This window comes from Saccharomonospora marina XMU15, from assembly GCF_000244955.1.
Classification (GTDB): domain Bacteria; phylum Actinomycetota; class Actinomycetes; order Mycobacteriales; family Pseudonocardiaceae; genus Saccharomonospora_A; species Saccharomonospora_A marina.
This window is the reverse complement of sequence record NZ_CM001439.1, coordinates 3,503,033-3,524,122: the sequence shown is the minus strand read 5'-3', so window position 1 is coordinate 3,524,122 and position 21,090 is coordinate 3,503,033. Positions and strand designations below refer to the sequence as shown.

The window sequence follows — 21,090 nt, the reverse complement described above, 5'->3', positions numbered from 1 at the left end:
GGCGGCGGTGATGGTGCAGAATGTCGCCCGTGTCAGCCGAGACCGCCGAAAGCACCCTCGACGGCGAGCAGCAACTGCGTGAGTGGATCGTCGCCCAGGCTCAGCAGCGTGGCAACGCCGTGATCGCGGTGCCCCCTGACGACAACGGCGCGGGCTATGCGTTCACCGTGTGCGCGTGGGCGATGCACGAGGTCCCCGAAGCTGTCGTGGTGGGGTTGCCCACCCAACTGGCCACCGTCCTGCTCGACGCCTACGTGGACAGGGCGGCCACCGGCGAGCGATTCCAACCCGGAGCGCTCTACCACGACTTCTTCGAGGGCGTGCCGGTGACCTTCGAGAAGGTCGCCCCCGGTCACTACCCGGAGTTCTTCGGCAGCGCGTTCCTCGTCTACCCCGAAGGGGACTTCCCCGCGCTGCAGATCGTCGTACCCACGCCCGACGGCCACTGGCCGTGGGACGAGGCCGCCCCCGAGGGATTCGCGCAGTGGCAGCCGGTGCTCACGGTCAGCGGCGCGCCGGAGAGCTGGACCCCCGGTCTCGACGGGCCCTGACCGCCCTCGGCCGTTCGCACACCCGGTACGCCTGCCCGTCGAGGCCGCTGTCTCGAGGCCGTTGCCGGTGGCCGCGGCGCGCCTGCCGGGAAGAGCACGGGCTCGGGCGGTAGCCTTCGTGCTCGAACTGGTGTTCGCGAAAAGGGAGAGCTGGTGCGCGTGCTCGGTGTCGACCCGGGACTGACTCGATGCGGTCTCGGCGTCGTGGACGGCGGGCTGGGACGCACCGTCACGTGTGTCGCCGTCGATGTGGTACGCACCCCGGCCGACTCCGACCTGGCGACCAGGCTGTTGCGCGTGTCGGCCGAGGTGGAGGAGTGGCTGGACACCTACCAGCCGGACGCCGTCGCGGTGGAGCGGGTGTTCAGCCAGCACAACGTCCGCACCGTGATGGGGACGGCGCAGGCGGGCGGTGTCGTGGCACTCAGCGCCGCACGCCGGGGGTTGCCGGTGGTGTTCCACACCCCCAGCGAGGTCAAGGCCGCCGTCACCGGGTCAGGACGTGCCGACAAGAACCAGGTCACGGTCATGGTGACGCGACTGCTGAAGTTGCCGAGTCGGCCGAGTCCCGCCGACGCCGCCGACGCGCTGGCGCTGGCGATCTGCCACCTGTGGCGGGAGCCGATGCGTGCCCGGCTGGCCGAGGCCGAGGCCAGGGCGGCGGAGCTTGCTCGTGCCCATCGCGCCAAACTGGCGGCGGCGGCAAGGCGGAACCGGGCGGGCGACTCGGCCACGGGAGGGAATCGATGATCTCCTCGGTGTGCGGGCAGGTGCTGTCCGTCGGCCTCGATCACGCGGTGGTGGAGGTCGGCGGGGTGGGCCTGACCGTGCAGGCCACCCCGGCCACGCTGGCCACGCTGCGCAGGGGCGAACAGGCACGCCTGCACACCAGCCTCGTCGTGCGGGAGGACTCGCTCACCCTGTTCGGCTTCGCCGACGCGCAGGCGCGCGACCTGTTCACGCTGCTGCAGACGGTGTCCGGCATCGGCCCCCGGCTGGCGTTGGCCGCGCTCGCCGTGCTCGATCCCGACAAGCTGCGCGCCGCGCTCGCCGACGGCGACATCACCGTGCTCACCCAGGTCCCCGGTATCGGGCGCAAGGGTGCCGAGCGACTCACGTTGGAGCTGCGCGACAAGGTGACCGCCACCGAGCCGCCCGCGGCGCACCCGGCGGTGACGCCCGGTCGGGCCGCGGTGCGCGCCGAGGTGGTGGAGGCGCTGGTGGGCCTGGGCTTCGCCGCGCGGCAGGCCGAGCAGGCCGTGGACAAGGTGACCGCGGCCGACGGCGAGCACGGCGACTCGGGTGCTGCCGACACGTCCGGCCTGCTGCGGGCCGCGCTGGTGACCCTCGGCAGGAAGCGCTGAGCCATGACCGAGGAACCCGCCACGGAACCCGCCACGGAATTCGACCGGTTCGGCGCCGAGGCGACCCCGCTCTCGGCGGTGGCGCAGACCGGCGACCGGGAGGTCGAGACGGCGCTTCGGCCACGCAAGCTCGCCGACTTCGTGGGGCAGCCCCGGGTGCGCGAGCAGCTGCACCTGGTGCTGGAAAGCGCTCGCAAACGCGGAGTGCCACCCGACCATGTGCTGCTGTCAGGGCCGCCGGGGCTCGGCAAGACCAGCCTCGCGATGATCATCGCCGCGGAGTTGGACGCCGCCATCCGCATCACCTCGGGGCCCGCGCTGGAACGCGCGGGCGACCTGGCCGCGATGCTGTCGAACCTCGCCGAGGGTGATGTGCTGTTCATCGACGAGATCCACCGCATCGCCAGACCGGCCGAGGAGATGCTGTACCTGGCGATGGAGGACTTCCGGGTCGACGTCGTCGTCGGCAAGGGCCCGGGCGCCACCAGCATCCCGCTGGAGATCGCGCCGTTCACCCTGGTCGGAGCCACCACTCGCTCCGGCGCGCTGACCGGCCCGCTGCGAGACCGGTTCGGGTTCACCGGCCAGATGGAGTTCTACAGCGCAGCGGAACTGGAACAGGTGCTGCGGCGTTCGGCGGCCATCCTCGGCATCGAGGCCGACGGCGACGGGCTGTCCGAGGTGGCGAGACGGTCACGCGGTACACCTCGTATCGCCAACCGGCTGTTGCGCCGGGTGCGCGACTACGCCGAGGTGCGTGCCGACGGCCGCGCCACGCTCGAGGTCGTCAGGTCCGCGCTGCGGGTGTACGACGTCGACGAACTCGGTCTCGACCGGCTGGACCGCGCGGTACTGGGCGCGCTGGTGCGCTCCTTCGGCGGCGGACCGGTGGGGGTCGCCACGCTGGCGGTCGCCGTCGGGGAAGAAGCGGCTACCGTGGAGGAGGTGTGTGAGCCGTATCTCGTGCGGGCGGGTATGCTCGCGCGGACTCCACGTGGTCGCGTCGCTACCGCGGCCGCGTGGGAGCACCTCGGGCTGCGGCCGCCCGCGGAGGCCGGTGGGGTTGACGCCGCGACGCCGACCCTGTTCGACTGAGCGGATGCCGGGGTGCGCGCCACGGGGTACTGGCGTTGTCGGCCGTACCTGGCACACTCGAATAGAGACATCCGGACAAACTCGGACGTAACGCCCGCTGGGCCGGCGTCCGCCGAATGGAGAACCATGGAAGGCCTTTTCCTGCCGCTGCTGCTGATGCTCGTCGTCGCCATTCCCTTGGTCATGAGCACGCGTAAGCAGAAGAGGATGATGGCGCAGCAGCAGGAGCTGCAGAACAGCCTGGCCGACGGCGACCGCGTGATGACCACGTCGGGCCTGTACGCCACCGTCGCCGACGCCAGCGACGAGACCACCATCGACCTCGAGATCGCCGATGGCGTTGTCACGACCTGGCTGCGGCAGGCGGTGCGCGAGCGCATCAACCCGGTCGTCGAGGAGGAGTCCGCCGCCGACGACGACACCGACACCGACAGCGCCGAGAGCTCCGTCACCGGCGACGCCTCCACCGAGGACAAGAGCGCCAGTAGCGCCGAGGTGGCACCGCCGCTGGAGCACGGCAAGAAGAAGTAGGGCGAGCCCGACCCGCGCCGGTGCGGACACACCGGCGCGGGTGCAACGCTGTATTCACGCGGCAGGCGAGTAGGGTCTCGTGCTGCGTGCGTACCCCGTCCCCGCTCGGACGGTCGGCGCGCGCGCATGACCTCGTGACCGCCGTTACACATCCGAGGAGACCGACCGACCGTGGCACCTCCCGCCGGGCAGATCCGCCCGGGACGCTACCTCTCCTTCTTCTTGCTGATCATCGTGGCGCTGTACGCGCTGGTCTTCTTCACCGGCAGCGGCAAGCCGACGCCGAAGCTGGGGATCGACCTGCAGGGCGGCACCAGGGTGACCCTCACCGCGCGCACCCCGGACGGCTCCGAACCGAGCCGGGAGCAGTTGCAGCAGGCTCGCCAGATCATCGAGACGAGGGTCAACGGCATCGGCGTCAGCGGCGCGGAGGTGGTTCTCGACGGCAGCAACGTCGTCATCACCGTCCCCGGTGACGAGGGTGAACAGGCCAAGACGCTGGGCCGCACCGCGAAACTCGGCTTCCGCAAGGTGATCACCGCCCAGCCTGCAGGCGTGGTCGCGCCGCAGCCGGAGAGCGGCCAGCAGGGCGGTGACCAGGGCGACCAGGGCGACCAGGGCGACCAGGGGCAGGGCCAGCAGGGTGGCGACCAGGCAGGTCAGCCGCCTGCGACGGGGCAGAACGGTGGTGGCGGTGCGGCCGCGGCCGACCCGGCAGGCAGGCAGACCCAGCCGCCCGGCGACGACGGGACCGACACCGGCGGCAACATCCAGGAGGAGACCGCCAAGGCCATCCAAGCCGCCAAGGAAGTGCGCCAGAATCCGGCGCTGGTACCCACCGATCCCACTGACCAGGCCGCCGTGCTGGCCGCGCAGCAGGCACAGCAACAGGCGCTCACCAGCCTGGACTGCGGCGCCAAGGATCCGCTCGTCGGCAACGACGACCCCAGCAGGCCGCTGGTGACCTGCAACGAGGACGGCACGGAGAAGTACGTCCTCGGCCCGGTGTTCCTGCAGGGCACGCAGGTCGAGGACGCCACCTCCACGTACGACAGCCAGCGCGGCGGCTGGGTCGTCAACCTGTCGTTCACCGGCGAGGGCGCCAAGATCTGGGGCGACTTCACCGCCGCGAACGTCAACGAGCGCGCGGCCTTCGTGTTGGACACCAAGGTGGTGTCGGCGCCCAACATCACCGAAGCGATCCTCGGCGGCAACACCCAGATCACCGGCCAGTTCGGCCAGGAAGAGGCCAAGAACCTGGCCGACGTGCTGAAGTACGGTTCGCTGCCGCTTTCCTTCGAGTCCAGCGACGCCACCACCGTCTCGGCGACGTTGGGGCTGGCCTCGCTGGAGGCAGGCCTGATCGCGGGCGCGATCGGCATCGCGCTGGTGTTCGTGTACTCGCTGTTCTACTACCGCATCCTCGGCGTGCTCACCGTGCTTTCGCTGATCCTGTCCGGCGCGATCGTCTACGCGGTGCTCGTGTTGCTGGGCAGGTGGATCGGCTTCACCCTCGACCTCGCGGGCGTGGCCGGGTTCATCGTCGCCATCGGTGTCACCGCCGACTCCTTCGTGGTGTACTTCGAGCGACTCAAGGACGAGATGCGCGAGGGCCGCACCTTCCGCTCGGCCGTACCTCGCGGCTGGATCAGGGCCCGCCGCACGATCCTGGCCTCCGACGCGATCCTCTTCCTGGCGGCCGCGGTGCTCTACCTTCTCGCGGTGGGAGAGGTGAAGGGCTTCGCCTTCACACTCGGAATGTCGACGGTGCTCGACCTCATCGTGGTGTTCCTGGTGACCCACCCGCTGGTCGCCATCGTCGCCAGGTCGAAACGGTTGTCCAGTCCGTCGCTTTCCGGGCTCGGCGCCGTGCAGAGAATCGGAGCAGGGCGCCGCTCCACCGCCAAAATCGGCTCAGCCGCGAAGGGGGCATGACGTGGGCAACGACAACGGGAACGCCACGGACGCCACCGGCGGCAAGCCCGCGGCCAAGGCCTCGCGGTCGGTGCTGCAGCGGCTGTACACCGGCACCGGGGCGTTCGACATCGTCGGACACCGCAAGCGCTGGTTCCTGTTCTTCGGCGCGCTCGTGCTGGTCTGCGTCGCTTCGCTGGGCTTCAAGGGCTTCAACCTGGGCATCGAGTTCCAGGGTGGCACCCAGATCCAGCTACCCGCCCAGGGCGCGAACGGCCAGATCACCCCTGACGAGGCCAAGCAGGTCTTCGCCGACGCGCTCGGCGAGCCCGCCTCCGAGGCCCAGCAGGTGGGCGTGGGCGACGCCGCCGCGATCCAGGTTCGCTCCAACACCCTCGACACCGCCGAGGTGGCGCAGGTCAAGCAGGCATTCTTCGAGCAGCTGCAACCGCTGGGCGCCAACGGCCAACCCAGCCAGCAGGTGATCAGCGACAGCGCCGTCAGTGCGTCGTGGGGCGGGGAGATCTCCCGGCAGGCGCTGATCGCGCTCGCCGTGTTCCTCGTTCTGGTGACGGTCTTCCTTGTCATCTACTTCGAGAAGTGGATGGCGGTCGCCGCGATGGTGGCGTTGCTGCACGACATTCTCGTCACCGCGGGCATCTACTCGCTGGTCGGCTTCGAGGTCACACCCGCCACCGTCATCGGTCTGCTGACGATCCTCGGCTTCTCGCTGTACGACACGGTGGTGGTGTTCGACAAGGTCAAGGAGAACACCCGAGGGCTGCTCAACCTGACCAGGCGCACCTACCCCGAGGCCGCGAACCTGGCGCTGAACCAGACCCTGATGCGCTCGATCAACACCTCGATCATCGCGCTGCTGCCGGTGCTGGGCCTGCTGGTGATCGGCTACCTGTTGCTGGGCTCCGGCACGCTGCAGGACCTCGGTCTCGTGCTGCTCACCGGCATGCTCGCGGGCGTGCTGTCCTCGGTGCTGCTGGCCACGCCGCTGCTGGTGGCGCTCAAGATGCGTGACCCGAGGTTCAAGCAGCAGGCCGAGCGCGTGTACGCCAGGCGCTCGGCACAGGCAGGCAAGCTGGCCGCCGCCGAGGGCGACGCCCAGTTCGACGCGGGTGACGACGAGCAACTGGCCACCGAGCTGCGCAAGGAGCAGGCATACGCGGCCGCGGCCAGCGTCCCCGCGCGGCATCCGAAGGCCCAACCCCGGCGAGCAGGCGGGCGCCCGAGCGGGAAGCGTAAGAGCAGAAGGTGACGGCTTCCACCCTCGACGCCGCGCTCGACCTCATCGCGGAGATACCCGACTTCCCCGAACCCGGTGTGCTGTTTCGCGATCTCACCCCGCTGTTCGGCGACGCCGAGGCGTTCGCCGCGGTGATCGACGCGCTCGGTGCGGCCGTCGGCCACGACGTGGACAGGCTGGTCGCCGTCGAGGCGCGCGGGTTCGTGCTCGCCGCCGCGCTCGGCTACGCCAGGCGGCTCGGGGTCGCGCTGGTGCGCAAGCCCGGCAAGCTACCGAACGTGGCAGGCCGCGTCGACTACGCGCTGGAGTACGGGCAGGCCACGCTGGAACTGCCCGTCGGCTCGGTGCGCGAAGGCCAGCGGGTGGCCATCGTCGACGACGTGTTGGCCACCGGTGGCACCGTGGCCGCCACGGCGGAACTGGTGCGCAGCGCGGGCGCGGTGATCACCGGTGTCTCCGTGGTGCTCGAACTCGCCGATCTCGGTGCGAGGAAGCGGCTGCCGGGCCTGCCCGTGCACGCACTGCGCACGGTGTGACCACAACGTCGCGGTCACGTTCCACGCGTCGGAACCACCGTTCGGGCGCCCGCGGGCATTGATCGGCCCGCCCTCGCGTTACGCTTGGTGTCGAGAACCGCGCGAGGAGCTGGAGGTGCGGGTGAGCCAGGAACTCGATTCCGTGGTCACAGCCCGGGCTGACGCCGACGCGCCCGCGCGAGCCGGCCAGTCCGGTGCCATCACCCGGGCGCCGTCGGCCACCCGACGGGTGCGGGCGCGGCTTGCCCGCCGGATCACCGCGCAGCGGCCCGCCTCGGTCAAACAGGTGCTCGAACCGCTGGCCGCGATCCATCGTGAGCTGCATCCCGGTGCGGACATGGCGCTGTTGCAGCGCGCCTACGACGTGGCGGAGGAACTGCACCGCCACCAGCGGCGCAAGTCCGGCGACCCCTACATCACCCACCCGCTCGCCGTGGCGACGATCCTCGCCGAGCTGGGCATGGACACCACCACGTTGGTCGCGGCGCTGCTGCACGACACGGTGGAGGACACCGGCTACTCGCTGGAGCGGCTCGGCAGCGACTTCGGCGAGAAGGTCGCGCAGCTCGTGGACGGTGTCACCAAGCTGGACAAGGTGAAGCTGGGCACCGCGGCCGAGGCCGAGACCATCCGCAAGATGGTCATCGCGATGGCCCGCGACCCGAGAGTGCTGGTCATCAAGCTGGCCGACCGGCTGCACAACATGCGCACCATGCGGTTCCTGCCACCGGAGAAGCAGGCCCGCAAGGCCAAGGAGACGCTGGAGGTGCTCGCCCCGCTCGCTCACCGCCTCGGCATGGCGACGGTGAAGTGGGAATTGGAGGATCTCGCGTTCGCGATCCTGCAGCCGAAGAAGTACGACGAGATCGTACGGCTCGTCGCCGACCGGGCGCCGTCTCGCGACACCTACCTGCGGTGGGTGATCGGCGAGCTCACCAAGCAACTGGAGTCCTCACGGATCAACGCGAAGGTGGAGGGCAGGCCCAAGCACTACTACTCGATCCACCAGAAGATGATCGTGCGCGGCCGCGACCTCGACGACATCCACGACCTGGTGGGTGTGCGCATCCTCGTGGAGGACGTCCGCGACTGCTACGCGGCCATGGGGGTCGTGCACGCGCTGTGGCAGCCGATGCCGGGCAGGTTCAAGGACTACATCGCACAGCCCAGGTTCGGCGTGTACCAGTCGCTGCACACCACGGTCATCGGTCCGGACGGCAAACCGCTCGAGGTGCAGATCCGAACCCACGAGATGCACCGCACCGCCGAGTACGGGATCGCGGCGCACTGGCGGTACAAGGAAAGCCGGGGCACCCACGGGCACAACCCCGCCAACGCCGTCGACATCGACGAGATGGCGTGGATGCGGCAACTGCTCGACTGGCAGCGGGAAGCGGCCGACCCCGGCGAGTTCCTCGAGTCGTTGCGCTACGACCTGGCGACCAGGGAGATCTTCGTCTTCACACCCAAGGGTGACGTGGTGACGCTGCCGGTGGGGTCGACACCGGTGGACTTCGCGTACGCGGTGCACACCGAGGTGGGACACCGCTGCATCGGCGCCCGCGTCAACGGCAGGCTCGTGGCGCTGGAGCGCAAGCTGGAGAACGGTGAGGTCGTCGAGATCTTCACCTCCAAGGCCGAGGGCGCCGGTCCCAGCCGCGACTGGTTGTCCTTCGCCGGTTCACCGAAGGCGCGCGCCAAGATCCGGCAGTGGTTCGCCAAGGAGCGCCGCGACGAGGCGATCGAGGCGGGCAAGGAGGCGATCACCAAGGAGGTCCGCAAGGTCGGGCTGCCGCTGCAGCGGCTGGTGTCCGCCGACTCGATGGGGGCGGTGGCCAAGGAACTCCGCCATCCCGACATCAGCTCGCTGTACGCGGCGGTCGGTGAGGCCCACACCAGCGCCAAACACGTCGTGCAGCGGCTGGTGGCGCTGATCGGCGGTGTCGAGGAGGCCGAGGAGGAACTCGCCGAGCGAGCCACCCCCTCCACGGTCACCCGCAGGCGCGGCTCCGGCGACGTCGGCGTCGTCGTCAAGGGCCACAGCGACATCTGGACGAAGCTGGCGCGCTGCTGCACCCCGGTCCCCGGCGACGAGATCCTGGGCTTCGTCACCCGCGGTGGCGGGGTGAGCGTGCACCGCACCGACTGCACCAACGCCGAGGACCTGCACCGGCAGCCCGAGCGCCTGGTGGAGGTGGAGTGGGCGCCGTCGGAGTCGTCGGTGTTCCTGGTCGCGATCCAGGTGGAGGCGCTGGACCGGCACCGGCTGCTGTCCGACATCACCAAGGTGCTCGCCGACGAGCGGGTGAACATCTTGTCTGCGTCGGTGACCACCTCGCGCGACCGGGTTGCCGTCAGCCGGTTCAGCTTCGAGATGGGCGACCCCAAACACCTCGGCCACGTGCTCAAGGTGGTGCGCAACGTCGAAGGTGTCTACGACGTGTACCGGGTCACCTCCGCCGCTTGAGCCCGTCGCGCGCCGCTAGGGTGGGCGATCATGACCGACGGGATCGAGTTCGACCGAAGCGGCGAGGTCGCCACGCTCACCCTCGCGCGACCGGGCAAGAAGAACGCCGTCAGCTACAGCATGTGGTCGGCCATCCCCGAGATCATCGCCGACGTCGAGGCCGACGCGCGCGTGAAGGTGTTGCTGCTGACGGGCGCGGGCGGCGACTTCTCCGCGGGCGCCGACATCGGCGAGTTCGCCGACCTGCGGTCGACGGCGGAAGGTGCCGCGGCCTACGACAAGGCGGTCGAGGGCGCGGTGCGGGCGCTGTCGGGGATGCGCAAGCCCAGCGTCGCGATGATCAGGGGAAACTGCATCGGTGGCGGCTGCCAGCTCAGCGTGGCCAGCGATTTCCGCTTCGCCGAGCACGGTGCCAGGTTCGGTATCACCCCGGCCAAGCTCGGCATCGTCTACGACTTCACCTCGACCCGCGCGCTCGTCGCGCTGGTCGGCCCCGCCAACGCGCGATACTTCCTGCTGTCAGGGCAACTCGTGGACGCCACCAGAGCAAGGGAAATCGGTCTGGTCAACGACGTGTTCGCCCCCGAGGAACTCCAGACGGCCACCATGGAGTTCGTTCGCACGCTGTGCTCGCGTTCGCAAGCCTCGATCAGGGGCATGAACCGCATCATCGAGAAGATCCTCGCCGGGCAGCAGGAAAGCGACGCCGAGGTGGAACGCATCCGGCGTGAAGCCGTCCACGGAGCGGACTACGCCGAGGGCGTCGCCGCGTTCCTGCAGCGACGCCCGCCCCGCTTCACCTACCGCTGAGCGGCATCAAACTGCTTCGTAGGGCACAGAGTCGTGGGCCTCGGTCAGCATCGCCGTGGCGACGGTGTCCTCGGACGGGAACGCCATGTCGTCGATGCCCGCGACGGGCAGGACCGGGTTGCCCGCGTTGCACAGGAATGCCCCGCGCATGCTCGCCACCTCCGGCAGCGGCACCGGCCGGGTCCGGGTGGTCACGCCGCGCCGGGCAAGCGCCTCGGTGAGCAGCCGCTGGGTGACCCCGGCCAGCGCGGGCGCTTGCGGCCACACAACCGTGTTGCCGTCGAGGAACCCGATGTTGCGGATCGACGTCTCCGACACGTGCCCGCGCGAGGTCACGAACAGCGCGTCGTCGAAGCCTGCCAGCCTGGCCTGCCTGGCGTGGTGGTGCAGGTCGAAGGTGCCCATGTGCTTGATCTCGGGAAGCGTCCGTTCGTGGTGCACCGACCGCAGCCGCACCGCGGTGGCCCTCGCCGCGCCCGGTGGCCTGAGCGTCACGAGCACGTCCGTGGCGGCGGTTCCCGCCGGATCCCCGAGCACCGCCACTCGCGCGGTCACGGCACCGGCCGGTCCGCCCTCCGCCGTGATCGCCCGCCGCAGGTAGTCACGGACGAGGTCGATGTCGAGGTCGGCGCCGAACAGCACCCGGTTGCCGTGCGCGAGCCGGTCCAGGTGCGCACCGAGGCCCCGGACGCGGCCGTCGCGCACCAGCATCGACGTGAAGTGGCCGTAGTTGCCCGCCAGCAGCACCGCGAGGCGTTGCGGCGCCGCAGGCGAGCCGTTGAGGTGGGCGAGGTGCACCGACCGTCAGGATTCCACGACGACGTCGGTGAACGTCACGTCCGTGTTGGGCTTGCCGCCGCCCGGCTGCGGGTCGAAGCTGCCGTCGTGACCGGCGCGAGCGACCTTGTCGATCACCTTCAGGCCCTCGTCGGTGATGGTGCCGAACACCGTGTAGTCCGGGGAGAGCGCGGCGTCGCCGTACACCATGAAGAACTGGCCGCCGCCGGTGTTCGGGGCGCCGGTGTTGGCCATGGCCAGGATGCCGCGGCCGTAGCTGAGCCCTTCGAACAGTTCGTCGGGGACGGTGTAGCCGGGTCCGCCGCCGCCGGAGCCCGTCGGGTCGCCGCACTGCAGCATCTGCAGGCCCTGTGTGCCGATGCGGTGGCAGGTGCTGTCGGTGTAGTAGCCCTGCTCCGACAGGCTGACGAAGCTGTTGACGGTGCACGGTGCCAGCGCCCTGTCGAGCTCGAGCGGGATGTCGCCCGCCGTGCTCTTCAGCGTCACCCTGACCGTGCCCTTCGACGGCACCGCCTTGCCCTTCGGCTTGTCGACCGGCTTGGCTGCCTCCCCGGAGGAGGGGTAGTCGCACGTTGTCGGGTCGGGCAGCGGCTGCGGCCGTTTCGGCGCGGCGACGCGCTGCGTCGGGATGTCGATGTCCTGGGTGGCGGGCGAACTCGGTGACGGTGCGTTGGCCTGCGCGTTGTCGTCACCACGCGTCACCAGGATCAGCACCAGCCCGGCGACGACCACCACGGCACCCACGGTGACGCCGACCCCGATGATCCTGCGCCGCCTTGCCCGTTCGGCCCTGCGTGCCAGCTGCCGCTCCAGCTTGCGCTTCGCGGCCTCCCGGCGCTGCTGGTTGGTCGCCACCTGCCCTCCCGCAATTGTCTCGACGGACCCGCTGCCGTGGCGGCAGTCTATGGGCACTGTCTGTGAGAACCCCGTACAGGGGCCGCTAGGCTGGTCCGCACCCATTCGCCAGTAGGAGGTTTCGTGCTCGTCGTCGGGTTCGGTTTCGGCGTGTGGCGACAGGACCGCCTGCTGCCGGGCGCCGGGCGGCAGGCGAACTCGACCGCGACCGGGGGTCGCGATGACCGGTGAGCCGCGGCCTGCGCAGCCGTCTCCCTCGCCGCGGCCGGAGCGGATCGCGCTCTACGGCGACGACCCCAGGCTGCGGCGTCGCAGGGCGATCTCCGGACTCGTCGGTGTGGCGCTCTTCGGCGCGGCCTTCGGAGGGGTGGCCGGCCTGCTCGGCGGGCAGTTCGTCGGCCTCGCGGTGGCCGCTGTCGTGGCGCTGCCACTGCTGTACCTGGTGGCGTACAACTCGCGGCGGCAGCTCTGGCTGGAGGGCGACGCCGTGCTGGTGCGGACCTTCCGCACGCGGCGCGTCGACCTGGTCACCGCCTCGGCGATCGACCTGCTCGTCACCGACGTGCGCGGCACGCGCACGGTGAGCCTGCTGGTGAACTCGGGTGGGCGTGGCCCCGCCGTCAAGATCGACCTCGCTGTCTACGCGGGTACCGGGGGGCGGGAACTGGGCATACTCGCGCTGCGCGGACTCGCCGACGCCGTGGTGAACAACACCGACGCCAACGGGATCGTGTTCTCGCAGTTGCTGGTGGCACAGTTGCGCGCGGAGGCGCGCGGCGACGCCGCCGCGGACCGGCCGCTGTACCGGCTTGCCTGCGCCGCACCGGCCGGAAAGCTGGCGCAGCGGTTCAGCATGGACGCGGTCAGCCGGTTCGTCGCGACCCTTGAGTAACGGTGACGGCCGCCGCGTCGAGCCGCCGCTCGATGGCACTCAGTTGCTGCCGCATACCCTCCAGCTGGTGGACGATCTCGGGTAGTTCCGCGGCGGCGAACGTGCTGAGGCGTTCCAGTTGCCTCCCGGTCTCGGTGAGTTCGCCGAGCAGCGTGGCGATCCTCGGCAGTGCCGCGACCGCCGAGCGAACGGAACAGCCCGCTCGGCGGGCGGCGGCGAGAGCGGTGCGCGGGTGTGTCAACGCTGAGCCGTGCATGACCCCTCCTGGCTCGATGTCCGGCCAACTTCGTACCCCAATCGCGCCCTCACCGCCGCCTCGGGGCACTCACCTGGGGCGGCTGTGACTACTGCGCACCGATGGGGCTGCTGGGGTCACCTTCCGGGCTCGGTTCCCGCTGCGCGATGAACGTCGCCAGCAGTGTCGTCACCGGCACCGAGGCCACGATCCCGATGCTGCCCGCCAGGGTGCGCACGATCTCCTGCGCGATGTCCTGCGAGCCGAGCACGAAACCCAGCCCGACACCGGACAACGCGGACACCAGCAGCACCGGCAGCGCCGCACCGGCGTAGGCGAGCACGAGCGTGTTCACCGCCGAGCCGACGTGGTCGCGACCGATCCGCAACGCCGAGGCGTACAGCTCCCGCCCGCTCTGCGCCGGGTTCGCCCTGCGCAGCTCCCACACCGCGCTGGCCTGGGTGACGGTCACGTCGTCCAGCACGCCAAGTGCGCCGATGACCACACCGGCCAGCAGCAGTCCGCGCGTGTCCACGTCGTGGCCCAGTGACGCGATCAGTGTGGTGCTGTCGGAGTCGAGGCCGGTCAACGAGGTGAACGCGGAGAACGCGGCCGAGATCAGGCCGATCAGCGCGAGGCTGACCAGGGTGCCCAGCACGGCGACCGAGGTACGCGCCGAGAAGCCGTGGGTCAGGTACAGCGCGCCGAACATGATGACCCCGGCTCCGGCGACGGCCACCAGCAGCGGGTCCTCACCGGCGAGTATGGCGGGCAGGACGAACAGGGCGAGCACCGCGAAACTCAGTGCCAGTGCCGCGAGTGCCGCCAGCCCCTGCCTGCGGCCCAGCGCCAGCACGGCCAGTGCGAACAGCCCCGCCAGCAGCAGCAGCGGTGTGCCTCGCTGGAAGTCCTGGATCTGGTACGAACCAGGGTCGGTCGCCGCCTGTGCCGCGGTGCCGCTGTAGGACAGCACCACCGCATCGCCCACGGCGAAGCGCGGGGTGGTGGGTTCGATCGGCATCGCCTTGCTGATGCGGGCACCCTCCCCGGGGCCGCTGGTGAGTGTGACCTCAACGGTGAGGCATCGCTTGTCGTCCGGCGGTGCATCGCCGACCTGCACCTGTCCGGGGCTCAGGCAGGGGCCTGTCTGAGCCGAGGTGACGTCACCGGTGACAGGGACACCGACGGAGTGGCCGCCCACCGGGGCGGGCTCACCCCACGGGTAGAGCACGACCACACCGACGAGCGCGGCCAGCGCCAGCGGGGACAGCAACGCCAGCAGCAGCGTGCGTACCCGACGGGAGGCGGGGTCCACGGGCCCGTGGCCGTGGCCGTGCCCTGCCGGGGCGTGGCGTTCGGAGGGTCGCCCGGGCGGCGGCTCCGGTGGCTGTGGCTTCGGTGGCTTCGGTGGCTTCGGCTCCCGTGGTGGCCGTGTGGCGCGGCGCTGTCGCGCGGACGTGGCCGGTTCAGGCGGCACGCGGGGGATCGGTCGGGTGTCGTCGTCGGTGCTGTCGCGGGGCACCGCGTCATCCTCTGGCACGGCGGCGCCGGGCAGGCGGCCAGGGCGGCGGTGTGACGGCCTGCGCACGCCGCGGAACCGGAGCAGTTCGGGTTACGTCGGAAGTGATCGAGGACGTCACCGAGGACGGCTGGAGGGCCGCTCGAGAGCTTGCGGAGCGGCCCTTCGGGCGCCGCGGCGGCGTGGTGGTGGCGTGGTGGTGGCGGTGGTGAGTGGCGGTGTGGTCACGGGTGCTCACGTCCGGCTGGGGGTCGGACGTGAGCACCCATGACCCCGGCCGCGTCGCCGACCTGGCTCGCGTGCCGTACACCCCGGACCTGGTCGGCCGGTCGCCGGTTACCCGGTCGGGCAACAGGCCTTCCTCTCCGGTTGACACGACTTCGAACGTGTGTTCGACTCGATGTCGTGAGGTGGGACAACCAGCGAGTCGAGGGCAACGGCGAGCAGTCGCTGTTCGGGGTTTCCGGGCTGATCCGGTCGGTGACGTCTCCGGAGTTCGCGGGCGTGACCTTCCACGAGGTCCGCGCCCGATCGGTACTCAACAGGGTGCCCGCGGCGTCCGGGGTGCCGTTTCGATGGACCGTCAACCCCTACCGGGGGTGTTCACACGCCTGCCGCTACTGCTTCGCGCGCAACACCCATACCTATCTCGACCTCGATGCGGGCGCGGACTTCGACAGCCAGGTGGTGGTGAAGGTCAACGCGCCGGATGTGCTCGCCGCCCAGTTGCGCAGGCCGGGGTGGACCCGCGAGCACGTGGCGATGGGCACCAACACCGATCCCTACCAGCGGGCGGAGGGCAAGTACCGGCTCATGCCGGGGATCGTCACGGCGCTGGCACGGTCCGGTACGCCGTTCTCGATCCTGACCAAGGGAACGGTGCTCACCCGCGATCTTCCGCTGCTCGCCTCGGTCAGTGCGGATGTGCCGGTGGGGCTGGGGGTTTCGATCGCGCTGCTGGACAGGGAGCTGCAGCGCGGACTCGAGCCCGGCACGCCGAGCCCGCAGGCGAGGCTGGAGCTGGTGCGTAGGGCGCGTGAGGCGGGGCTGCCGTGCGGGGTGTTCGTGGCGCCGGTGCTGCCCGGCCTCACCGACTCGTCGGCGGCGCTCGACGGGCTGCTCGCGGCCGTGGCTGACGCGGGCGCCACCGGGGCCACCGTGATCCCGCTGCACCTGCGTCCCGGGGCGCGTGAGTGGTTCGGCCGGTGGCTTGCCCGCGAGCATCCCGAACTGGTGTCGCGCTACCGCGAGCTGTACGGGCGGGGAAGTTATGTCGGTGCCGGGTACCGGCGCTGGCTCGCCGCGAGGGTGGCGCCGCTGCTGCGGCACCACGGCCTGGCGCCACGTTCCGGGGGGCAGGAGCGCGGCGTACCCGGCGACGACGAAGCCGATTGGCCCCGAGGCAGCGTGCCGGAGGGGGCGGACGCCAGAGCGGGCCGGAAGGGGGACCAGTTGAGTTTGTTGTGAGCCAGGTGGCGCCGGGGCGGTGTGCGTCGGCAGCGTGTGAGTCGGTGTGGTGTGTGAGTCGGTGTGGTGTACCAGGTGGTGCGGTCTGTGGCTCCCGTGATGGCGATGTCTCGCGCGCGATCACGTGTTCACCGGGGGTGAGGGGTCGGGTGGCCGGGACGGGGGAAACCTGGTGGCGTCCGACCCGGGCAGGTTCGTTAACCTGTGCGGTCGGGGCAACACCGATCAGACCAGACTCGACCACCGCTTTCGAGAGGATCCCGCGAAGTGCTTCGCACCCACGACGCCGGCACCCTGCGTGCCGAGCACGTTGGCCAGACCGTCACCCTCACCGGCTGGGTGGCCCGGCGGCGCGACCACGGCGGGGTGATCTTCGTCGATCTGCGGGATGCCAGCGGTGTGGCACAGGTGGTGTTCCGGGAAGGCGAGATGGCCGAGCGGGCCCATCACCTGCGGGCCGAGTACTGCCTGCGGGTGGTCGGTGAGGTGGCCGGAAGGCCGGAGGGCAACGAGAACCCCGACATCGCCACCGGTGACATCGAGGTACTCGTCACCGACCTGGAGGTGCTGTCGGAGTCGGCGGTGCTACCCTTCCCCATCGACGACCGGATCGACGTCGGTGAGGAAACCCGGCTCAAGTACCGCTACCTCGACCTTCGCCGCAGCGGACCGGCGCAGGCCATGCGGCTGCGCAGCGAGGTGAACCGGGTCGCGCGCGAGGTACTGCACGAGCAGGGCTTCGTCGAGGTCGAGACGCCGACGCTGACGCGTTCCACGCCTGAGGGGGCCAGGGACTTCGTGGTCCCCGCCCGGCTGCGCCCTGGTTCGTGGTACGCGCTGCCGCAGTCGCCGCAGCTGTTCAAACAGTTGCTCATGGTCGGTGGCCTGGAGCGCTACTACCAGATCGCCCGCTGCTACCGGGACGAGGACTTCCGCGCGGACCGCCAGCCCGAGTTCACCCAGCTCGACATCGAGATGAGCTTCGTCGAGCAGGACGACGTGATCGCGCTCAGCGAGGACGTCCTCGCCGCGCTGTGGCGGCTCGTCGGGGTGGAAGTGGCAACGCCGTTCCCGCGCATCACCTACGCCGAGGCCATGGCCAAGTACGGCACCGACAAGCCCGACCTGAGGTTCGGCCTGGAACTCAGTGAACTCACCGAGTTCTTCGCCGACACCCCGTTCCGGGTGTTCCAGGCACCGTACGTGGGCGCGGTGGTGATGCCAGGTGGCGCCGACCAGCCGCGTCGCCAGCTGGACGCGTGGCAGGACTGGGCGCGGCAACGCGGCCACAAGGGTCTGGCCTACGTCCTGGTCGGCGAGGACGGCACGCTCGGTGGTCCGGTGGCCAAGAACCTCGCCGAGCACGAGCGGGCGGGCCTTGCCGAGGCGGTGGGCGCGCGGCCGGGTGACTGCGTGTTCTTCGCGGCGGGCAAGGCAAAGGACGCCCGGCACCTGCTCGGCGCGGCACGGGTGGAGATCGCGCACCGGCTCGGTCTGATCGACGATGCCGCGTGGTCGTTCGTGTGGGTGGTGGACGCTCCGCTGTTCGAGCCCGCCGAGGAGACCGACGACGTCGCGATCGGTTCCGGCAAGTGGACCGCGCTGCACCACGCGTTCACCTCACCCACCCCGGAATGGATCGACAAGTTCGAGACCGACCCCGGCAACGCGCTCGCCTACGCCTACGACGTGGTGTGCAACGGCAACGAGATCGGCGGCGGCTCGATCCGTATCCATCGGGTGGACGTGCAGAAGCGGGTTTTCGAGGTCATGGGCATCTCAGAGGAGCAGGCGGAGGAGAAGTTCGGATTCCTGCTCGACGCCTTCGAGTACGGCGCCCCACCGCACGGCGGTATCGCGTTCGGCTGGGACCGGATCGTGATGCTACTGTCCGGGTCGGAGTCGCTGCGCGACGTGATCGCCTTCCCGAAGACCGGCGGCGGCGACGACCCGCTGACCGGCGCACCCGCGCCCATCACGGCGGAGCAGCGCAAGGAAGCCGGTGTCGACGCCAAGCCGAAGCAGCGCGCGTAGCGCCTCCCTCAGGGGCCGCAGCGCGGGCGATCACCTCCTGGTCAGCGTCACTCCTTCACTAGTAGGGTCGTGAACAATGATTGTGGATGCCTCCTCTACCGACGACTCGCCAGTCGGAGCAGGAGAGAAACCGCTACCTGTCGACTCCGCGGTCGCGGCCGCGGAGTCGGTTCTCGCGCAACGCTTCGGCAGTTCGGTCAGCCTGGTCGACGCCGAGGACCTCGCGGGCAGCGGTCCCGCGACCGTGGTCAGAGCGCGGGTGGCCTCGTCCTCGTTCGCGCTGCCCCGCACACTCGTCATCAAGCACTACCCCGGGTCGCCACCTCCCGGCGGGCCTGACCCGTTCGCCAGGGAAGCCGCCAGCTACCAGCTGTTCACGGCGTTGCCCCCGGAGGAACGCATGTGCCCCGAGCTGCTGGCGCACAACGGCGAGCAGCGCATCCTGGTGATCGACGATCTCGGTCGCGCACCCACCCTGCAGGACAAGTTGCGTGGCGGCGACAGTCGGGCAGCCGAGACCGCGCTGCTGTCCTGGGCGCGCTCGCTCGGTCGGATGCATTCGGCCACCGCCAGCCGGGAGGCCGACTTCAACGCGCTGCTGCGCAGGCTGAGCGGCAAGGGCAGGGCCGAGGACGGCTTGCGCGGCGAAGGCGCGGACGCCGGTCTCGGCGACGACACGTTGCCGTTCGAGGCCGTCACCGAGCTCACCGTGTTGCTTCGGGACAACTTCGGCGTGTCCACACCCGAGCCGGTCCGTGACGCGGTGGAGCGGGCGGGCGAGCACGCCAGGTCGGCGTGCTACCGCGCGTTCAGCCCGGTGGACCTGTGGCCGGACAACAACCTGGTCACCAGCGGCGGAGTCCGGTTCCTCGATTTCGAGCGAGGCAGGGTCCGCAGCGCGCTCGCGGACGCCGCGCACCTGCGGGTGCCGTTCGCGTCCAGCCCCGACTCGCTGGCGCTTCCGGCGGGCATGAGCGAGGCGATGGTCGCCGCGTGGCGCGCCGAGGTGGTCCAGTTGTGGCCCGCGCTGGCCGACGACGAAACGCTGGCCGCCTACCTGCTGGACACGCAGCTGGTGCAGGTGTGGCTGGCGACCTGGCGTGACCTGCCCGGCCTCACCGGAGTGCGGTCGGCGTCGCCGAGCAGCCGGGCGGCAGCCCTGGTCACCTGGTGGCGCGACCTCGCCCAGTACGCCGAGCGTGGTGGTGCCGATGCCGTGGCCGAGCACGCCGCCACCGTCGCGAGCGCGCTGGATGCACGCTTCGGCCCGAAGCTCGCGCTCGCGCTGTACCCGGCGTTCCGCTGACCGCGAGTCCTGGGTGGATTCAAGTGGTCGTTGCAACGTTGGTTGTGGGGATGGATTGTAGTTTGTCGTTGAGGGCTTCGGCGGGGGTGCGCCATCCGAGGGTTTTGCGGGGTCGTTGGTTGAGGGCGGTGGCGACGGTGTCGAGGTCGTGGTGGTCCCAGCGGGTGAGGTCGGTGCCTTTGGGGAAGTATTGGCGTAGCAGGCCGTTGGTGTTTTCGTTGGTGCCGCGTTGCCAGGGTGAGTGGGGATCGCAGAAGTAGATCTCGGTTCCGGTTTGGATGCGGAGTTGGGTGTGTTGGGCCAGCTCCGCTCCTTGGTCCCAGGTCAGTGATCGGCGTAGTTGTGTGGGTAGCGTGGTGATCTGGGCGGCGATGGCGTTGCGCACGGCCTCGGCGCCGTGTCCGGCGAGGGCGGGCCCGTTCTTCACCGGGGGTGTCTGGTGGTGTCCGGGCATGCGGGGCAGGTGCAGCAGCATGGTGAACCGGGTGGTGCGCTCCACGAGGGTGCCGATCGCGGAGCTGTCTGATCCGAGGATGAGGTCACCTTCCCAGTGCCCGGGCACCGCGCGGTCGGCGGCCTCGGCGGGGCGTTGGGAGATCATCACTCCGGGTGTGACGTGCGGGCGTCCCCGGCGGCTGCGCTCGCGGGGCTGGCGCAGCGCCCTGCCGGTGCGCAGCGACGCGGTCAGCTCACGGCGCAACCCGCCACGGCCCTGGACGTACAACGCTTGGTAGATCGCTTCGTGTGAGATCCGCATAGTCTCGTCCTCCGGGTAGTCGAGCACGAGCCGGTGGGCGATCTGTTCCGGGCTCCACGCCCATGTCCACCGGCGATCCGCCCGCCGCCCGTGACGCCGCCCGTTCCAACGCCCCACCAGCGGACCCGGCCTGCGATACCCGTCCGGGTGGGTGATCCGCCCCGCCAGCCGATCCTGCACATAGGCCCGCAACGCGTCGTTATCAGCAAGCTTGGCGGTCTTCGGGCGGCGGGCACGCCGGTCGGCATGCCATTGAGCCGTGCTCGCCCGATACTCCGGGCGGCGATGGCCGGTGGCGGCGTTACGGCGCAACTCCCGCGACACCGTCGACGCGGACCGCCCGATACGGCGAGCGATCTGGCGCACCCCCAACTCCTGGGCACGCAGCAGCGCGATCTCCTCCCGCTCAGCGAACGACACATAGCGGCCCGACACCCGAGCCTGACTGATCGACGGCATCCCGCCAGCCTCACGGAACCACCGCTGCCCCACCGTCACCGACACACCCGCAACAACACTCGCTTCACGGGTCGACACACCCCGCGCGATCTCGACCCAGAACCGCTGCCGATCCTCACGCCGCCCCACCCCAGGCCGGCCCGGCGACCCCACCAACGGCCTTCCCACCACCACCGATGATCGTCCCACCCAACACCTCCCCATCACGGTGTTGCGACGACCCCTTGAACCCAAGCTGCACT

General features: G+C 70.4%; 19 protein-coding genes. 14 read left to right on the top strand and 5 right to left on the bottom strand.

Features of this window, described 5'->3' with window-relative positions:
- Nucleotides 1–20 precede the first annotated feature (20 nt).
- From SACMADRAFT_RS16655 to SACMADRAFT_RS16610, 10 genes are all read left to right on the top strand, one after another.
- Nucleotides 21–551, top strand: a complete 531-nt coding sequence (locus tag SACMADRAFT_RS16655; protein WP_009155005.1) for a DUF4262 domain-containing protein — start codon at nt 21–23, stop codon at nt 549–551.
- A gap of 153 nt (nt 552–704) precedes the next feature.
- Nucleotides 705–1,301, top strand: coding sequence for a crossover junction endodeoxyribonuclease RuvC (ruvC, locus tag SACMADRAFT_RS16650; protein ID WP_009155004.1), 597 nt, complete (start codon nt 705–707; stop codon nt 1,299–1,301).
- The gene (ruvA, locus tag SACMADRAFT_RS16645) at nt 1,298–1,915 is read left to right on the top strand and encodes a Holliday junction branch migration protein RuvA (RefSeq protein WP_009155003.1); all 618 of its coding nucleotides are present in this window, start codon (nt 1,298–1,300) and stop codon (nt 1,913–1,915) included. The genes ruvC and ruvA overlap by 4 nt, the downstream gene beginning before the upstream one ends.
- 3 nt (nt 1,916–1,918) lie before the next feature.
- Entirely contained in the window at nt 1,919–3,010 is a 1,092-nt protein-coding gene (gene ruvB / locus SACMADRAFT_RS16640; RefSeq protein ID WP_009155002.1) for a Holliday junction branch migration DNA helicase RuvB, read from the top strand.
- 126 nt (nt 3,011–3,136) lie between these two features.
- On the top strand, nt 3,137–3,541 hold the full coding sequence (yajC, locus tag SACMADRAFT_RS16635; protein ID WP_009155001.1) for a preprotein translocase subunit YajC: 405 nt from the start codon (nt 3,137–3,139) through the stop codon (nt 3,539–3,541).
- A 171-nt stretch (nt 3,542–3,712) separates the two neighbouring features.
- Complete coding sequence (secD, locus tag SACMADRAFT_RS16630; protein ID WP_009155000.1) at nt 3,713–5,476, top strand: protein translocase subunit SecD; 1,764 nt, start codon at nt 3,713–3,715, stop codon at nt 5,474–5,476.
- Nucleotide 5,477: 1 nt separating this feature from the next.
- Nucleotides 5,478–6,725, top strand: a complete 1,248-nt coding sequence (gene secF, locus SACMADRAFT_RS16625; RefSeq protein WP_009154999.1) for a protein translocase subunit SecF — start codon at nt 5,478–5,480, stop codon at nt 6,723–6,725.
- Nucleotides 6,722–7,249, top strand: coding sequence for an adenine phosphoribosyltransferase (locus SACMADRAFT_RS16620; RefSeq protein WP_009154998.1), 528 nt, complete (start codon nt 6,722–6,724; stop codon nt 7,247–7,249). Before secF ends, SACMADRAFT_RS16620 begins: the two co-directional genes overlap by 4 nt.
- Before the next feature lie 121 nt (nt 7,250–7,370).
- Nucleotides 7,371–9,716 (top strand): RelA/SpoT family protein, encoded by a 2,346-nt coding sequence (locus SACMADRAFT_RS16615; protein ID WP_040926513.1) that lies wholly within the window; start codon nt 7,371–7,373, stop codon nt 9,714–9,716.
- A gap of 30 nt (nt 9,717–9,746) precedes the next feature.
- The gene (locus tag SACMADRAFT_RS16610; RefSeq protein ID WP_009154996.1) at nt 9,747–10,526 is read left to right on the top strand and encodes an enoyl-CoA hydratase-related protein; all 780 of its coding nucleotides are present in this window, start codon (nt 9,747–9,749) and stop codon (nt 10,524–10,526) included.
- 6 nt (nt 10,527–10,532) lie between these two features.
- On the opposite strand, the gene SACMADRAFT_RS16605 is transcribed toward SACMADRAFT_RS16610, so the two are convergent.
- Nucleotides 10,533–11,324 (bottom strand): aminotransferase class IV, encoded by a 792-nt coding sequence (locus tag SACMADRAFT_RS16605; RefSeq protein WP_009154995.1) that lies wholly within the window; start codon nt 11,322–11,324, stop codon nt 10,533–10,535.
- 6 nt (nt 11,325–11,330) lie between these two features.
- A complete protein-coding gene (locus SACMADRAFT_RS16600; RefSeq protein ID WP_009154994.1) occupies nt 11,331–12,179 on the bottom strand; it encodes a peptidylprolyl isomerase in 849 nt (282 codons plus the stop codon).
- A gap of 220 nt (nt 12,180–12,399) precedes the next feature.
- Here SACMADRAFT_RS16600 and SACMADRAFT_RS16595 point away from each other — a divergent pair, with 220 nt between their 5' ends.
- Nucleotides 12,400–13,071 carry a hypothetical protein gene (locus SACMADRAFT_RS16595; RefSeq protein WP_009154993.1) on the top strand — a complete coding sequence of 224 codons (672 nt, stop codon included), beginning with the start codon at nt 12,400–12,402 and terminating at the stop codon, nt 13,069–13,071.
- Here the strand turns inward: SACMADRAFT_RS16595 and SACMADRAFT_RS16590 are convergent.
- Together SACMADRAFT_RS16590 and SACMADRAFT_RS16585 are read right to left on the bottom strand one after the other, a co-directional pair.
- The gene (locus SACMADRAFT_RS16590; protein WP_009154992.1) at nt 13,043–13,327 is read right to left on the bottom strand and encodes a hypothetical protein; all 285 of its coding nucleotides are present in this window, start codon (nt 13,325–13,327) and stop codon (nt 13,043–13,045) included. The two genes, SACMADRAFT_RS16595 and SACMADRAFT_RS16590, sit on opposite strands and share 29 nt — an antisense overlap.
- Nucleotides 13,328–13,415: 88 nt before the next feature.
- The gene (locus SACMADRAFT_RS16585) at nt 13,416–14,828 is read right to left on the bottom strand and encodes a YibE/F family protein (RefSeq protein ID WP_009154991.1); all 1,413 of its coding nucleotides are present in this window, start codon (nt 14,826–14,828) and stop codon (nt 13,416–13,418) included.
- A gap of 402 nt (nt 14,829–15,230) precedes the next feature.
- On the opposite strand from SACMADRAFT_RS16585, the gene SACMADRAFT_RS16580 reads away from it, so the two are divergent.
- The 3 genes from SACMADRAFT_RS16580 (at nt 15,231) to SACMADRAFT_RS16570 (ending at nt 19,632) form a co-directional block, all read left to right on the top strand.
- Nucleotides 15,231–16,292, top strand: a complete 1,062-nt coding sequence (locus SACMADRAFT_RS16580) for an Rv2578c family radical SAM protein (protein WP_009154990.1) — start codon at nt 15,231–15,233, stop codon at nt 16,290–16,292.
- 267 nt (nt 16,293–16,559) lie between these two features.
- Nucleotides 16,560–18,326 (top strand): aspartate--tRNA ligase, encoded by a 1,767-nt coding sequence (gene aspS / locus SACMADRAFT_RS16575; RefSeq protein ID WP_009154989.1) that lies wholly within the window; start codon nt 16,560–16,562, stop codon nt 18,324–18,326.
- 76 nt (nt 18,327–18,402) lie between these two features.
- Nucleotides 18,403–19,632, top strand: a complete 1,230-nt coding sequence (locus SACMADRAFT_RS16570; RefSeq protein WP_009154988.1) for a hypothetical protein — start codon at nt 18,403–18,405, stop codon at nt 19,630–19,632.
- 19 nt (nt 19,633–19,651) lie between these two features.
- Here the strand turns inward: SACMADRAFT_RS16570 and SACMADRAFT_RS16565 are convergent, their stop codons facing one another.
- Nucleotides 19,652–21,052, bottom strand: a complete 1,401-nt coding sequence (locus tag SACMADRAFT_RS16565) for an IS30 family transposase (RefSeq protein ID WP_083840915.1) — start codon at nt 21,050–21,052, stop codon at nt 19,652–19,654.
- Nucleotides 21,053–21,090: the final 38 nt, after the last annotated feature.

What these genes read in the sequence shown, in the direction of transcription:
- SACMADRAFT_RS16610 (WP_009154996.1), top strand. Translation starts at nt 9,747, where the DNA reads ATGACCGACGGGATCGAGTTCGACCGAAGCGGCGAGGTCGCCACGCTC.
- SACMADRAFT_RS16655 (WP_009155005.1), top strand. Translation starts at nt 21, where the DNA reads ATGTCGCCCGTGTCAGCCGAGACCGCCGAAAGCACCCTCGACGGCGAG.
- ruvB (WP_009155002.1), top strand. Translation starts at nt 1,919, where the DNA reads ATGACCGAGGAACCCGCCACGGAACCCGCCACGGAATTCGACCGGTTC.
- yajC (WP_009155001.1), top strand. Translation starts at nt 3,137, where the DNA reads ATGGAAGGCCTTTTCCTGCCGCTGCTGCTGATGCTCGTCGTCGCCATT.
- SACMADRAFT_RS16595 (WP_009154993.1), top strand. Translation starts at nt 12,400, where the DNA reads ATGACCGGTGAGCCGCGGCCTGCGCAGCCGTCTCCCTCGCCGCGGCCG.
- ruvA (WP_009155003.1), top strand. Translation starts at nt 1,298, where the DNA reads ATGATCTCCTCGGTGTGCGGGCAGGTGCTGTCCGTCGGCCTCGATCAC.
- SACMADRAFT_RS16565 (WP_083840915.1), bottom strand. Translation starts at nt 21,052, where the DNA reads ATGGGGAGGTGTTGGGTGGGACGATCATCGGTGGTGGTGGGAAGGCCG.
- SACMADRAFT_RS16570 (WP_009154988.1), top strand. Translation starts at nt 18,403, where the DNA reads ATGATTGTGGATGCCTCCTCTACCGACGACTCGCCAGTCGGAGCAGGA.
- SACMADRAFT_RS16590 (WP_009154992.1), bottom strand. Translation starts at nt 13,327, where the DNA reads ATGCACGGCTCAGCGTTGACACACCCGCGCACCGCTCTCGCCGCCGCC.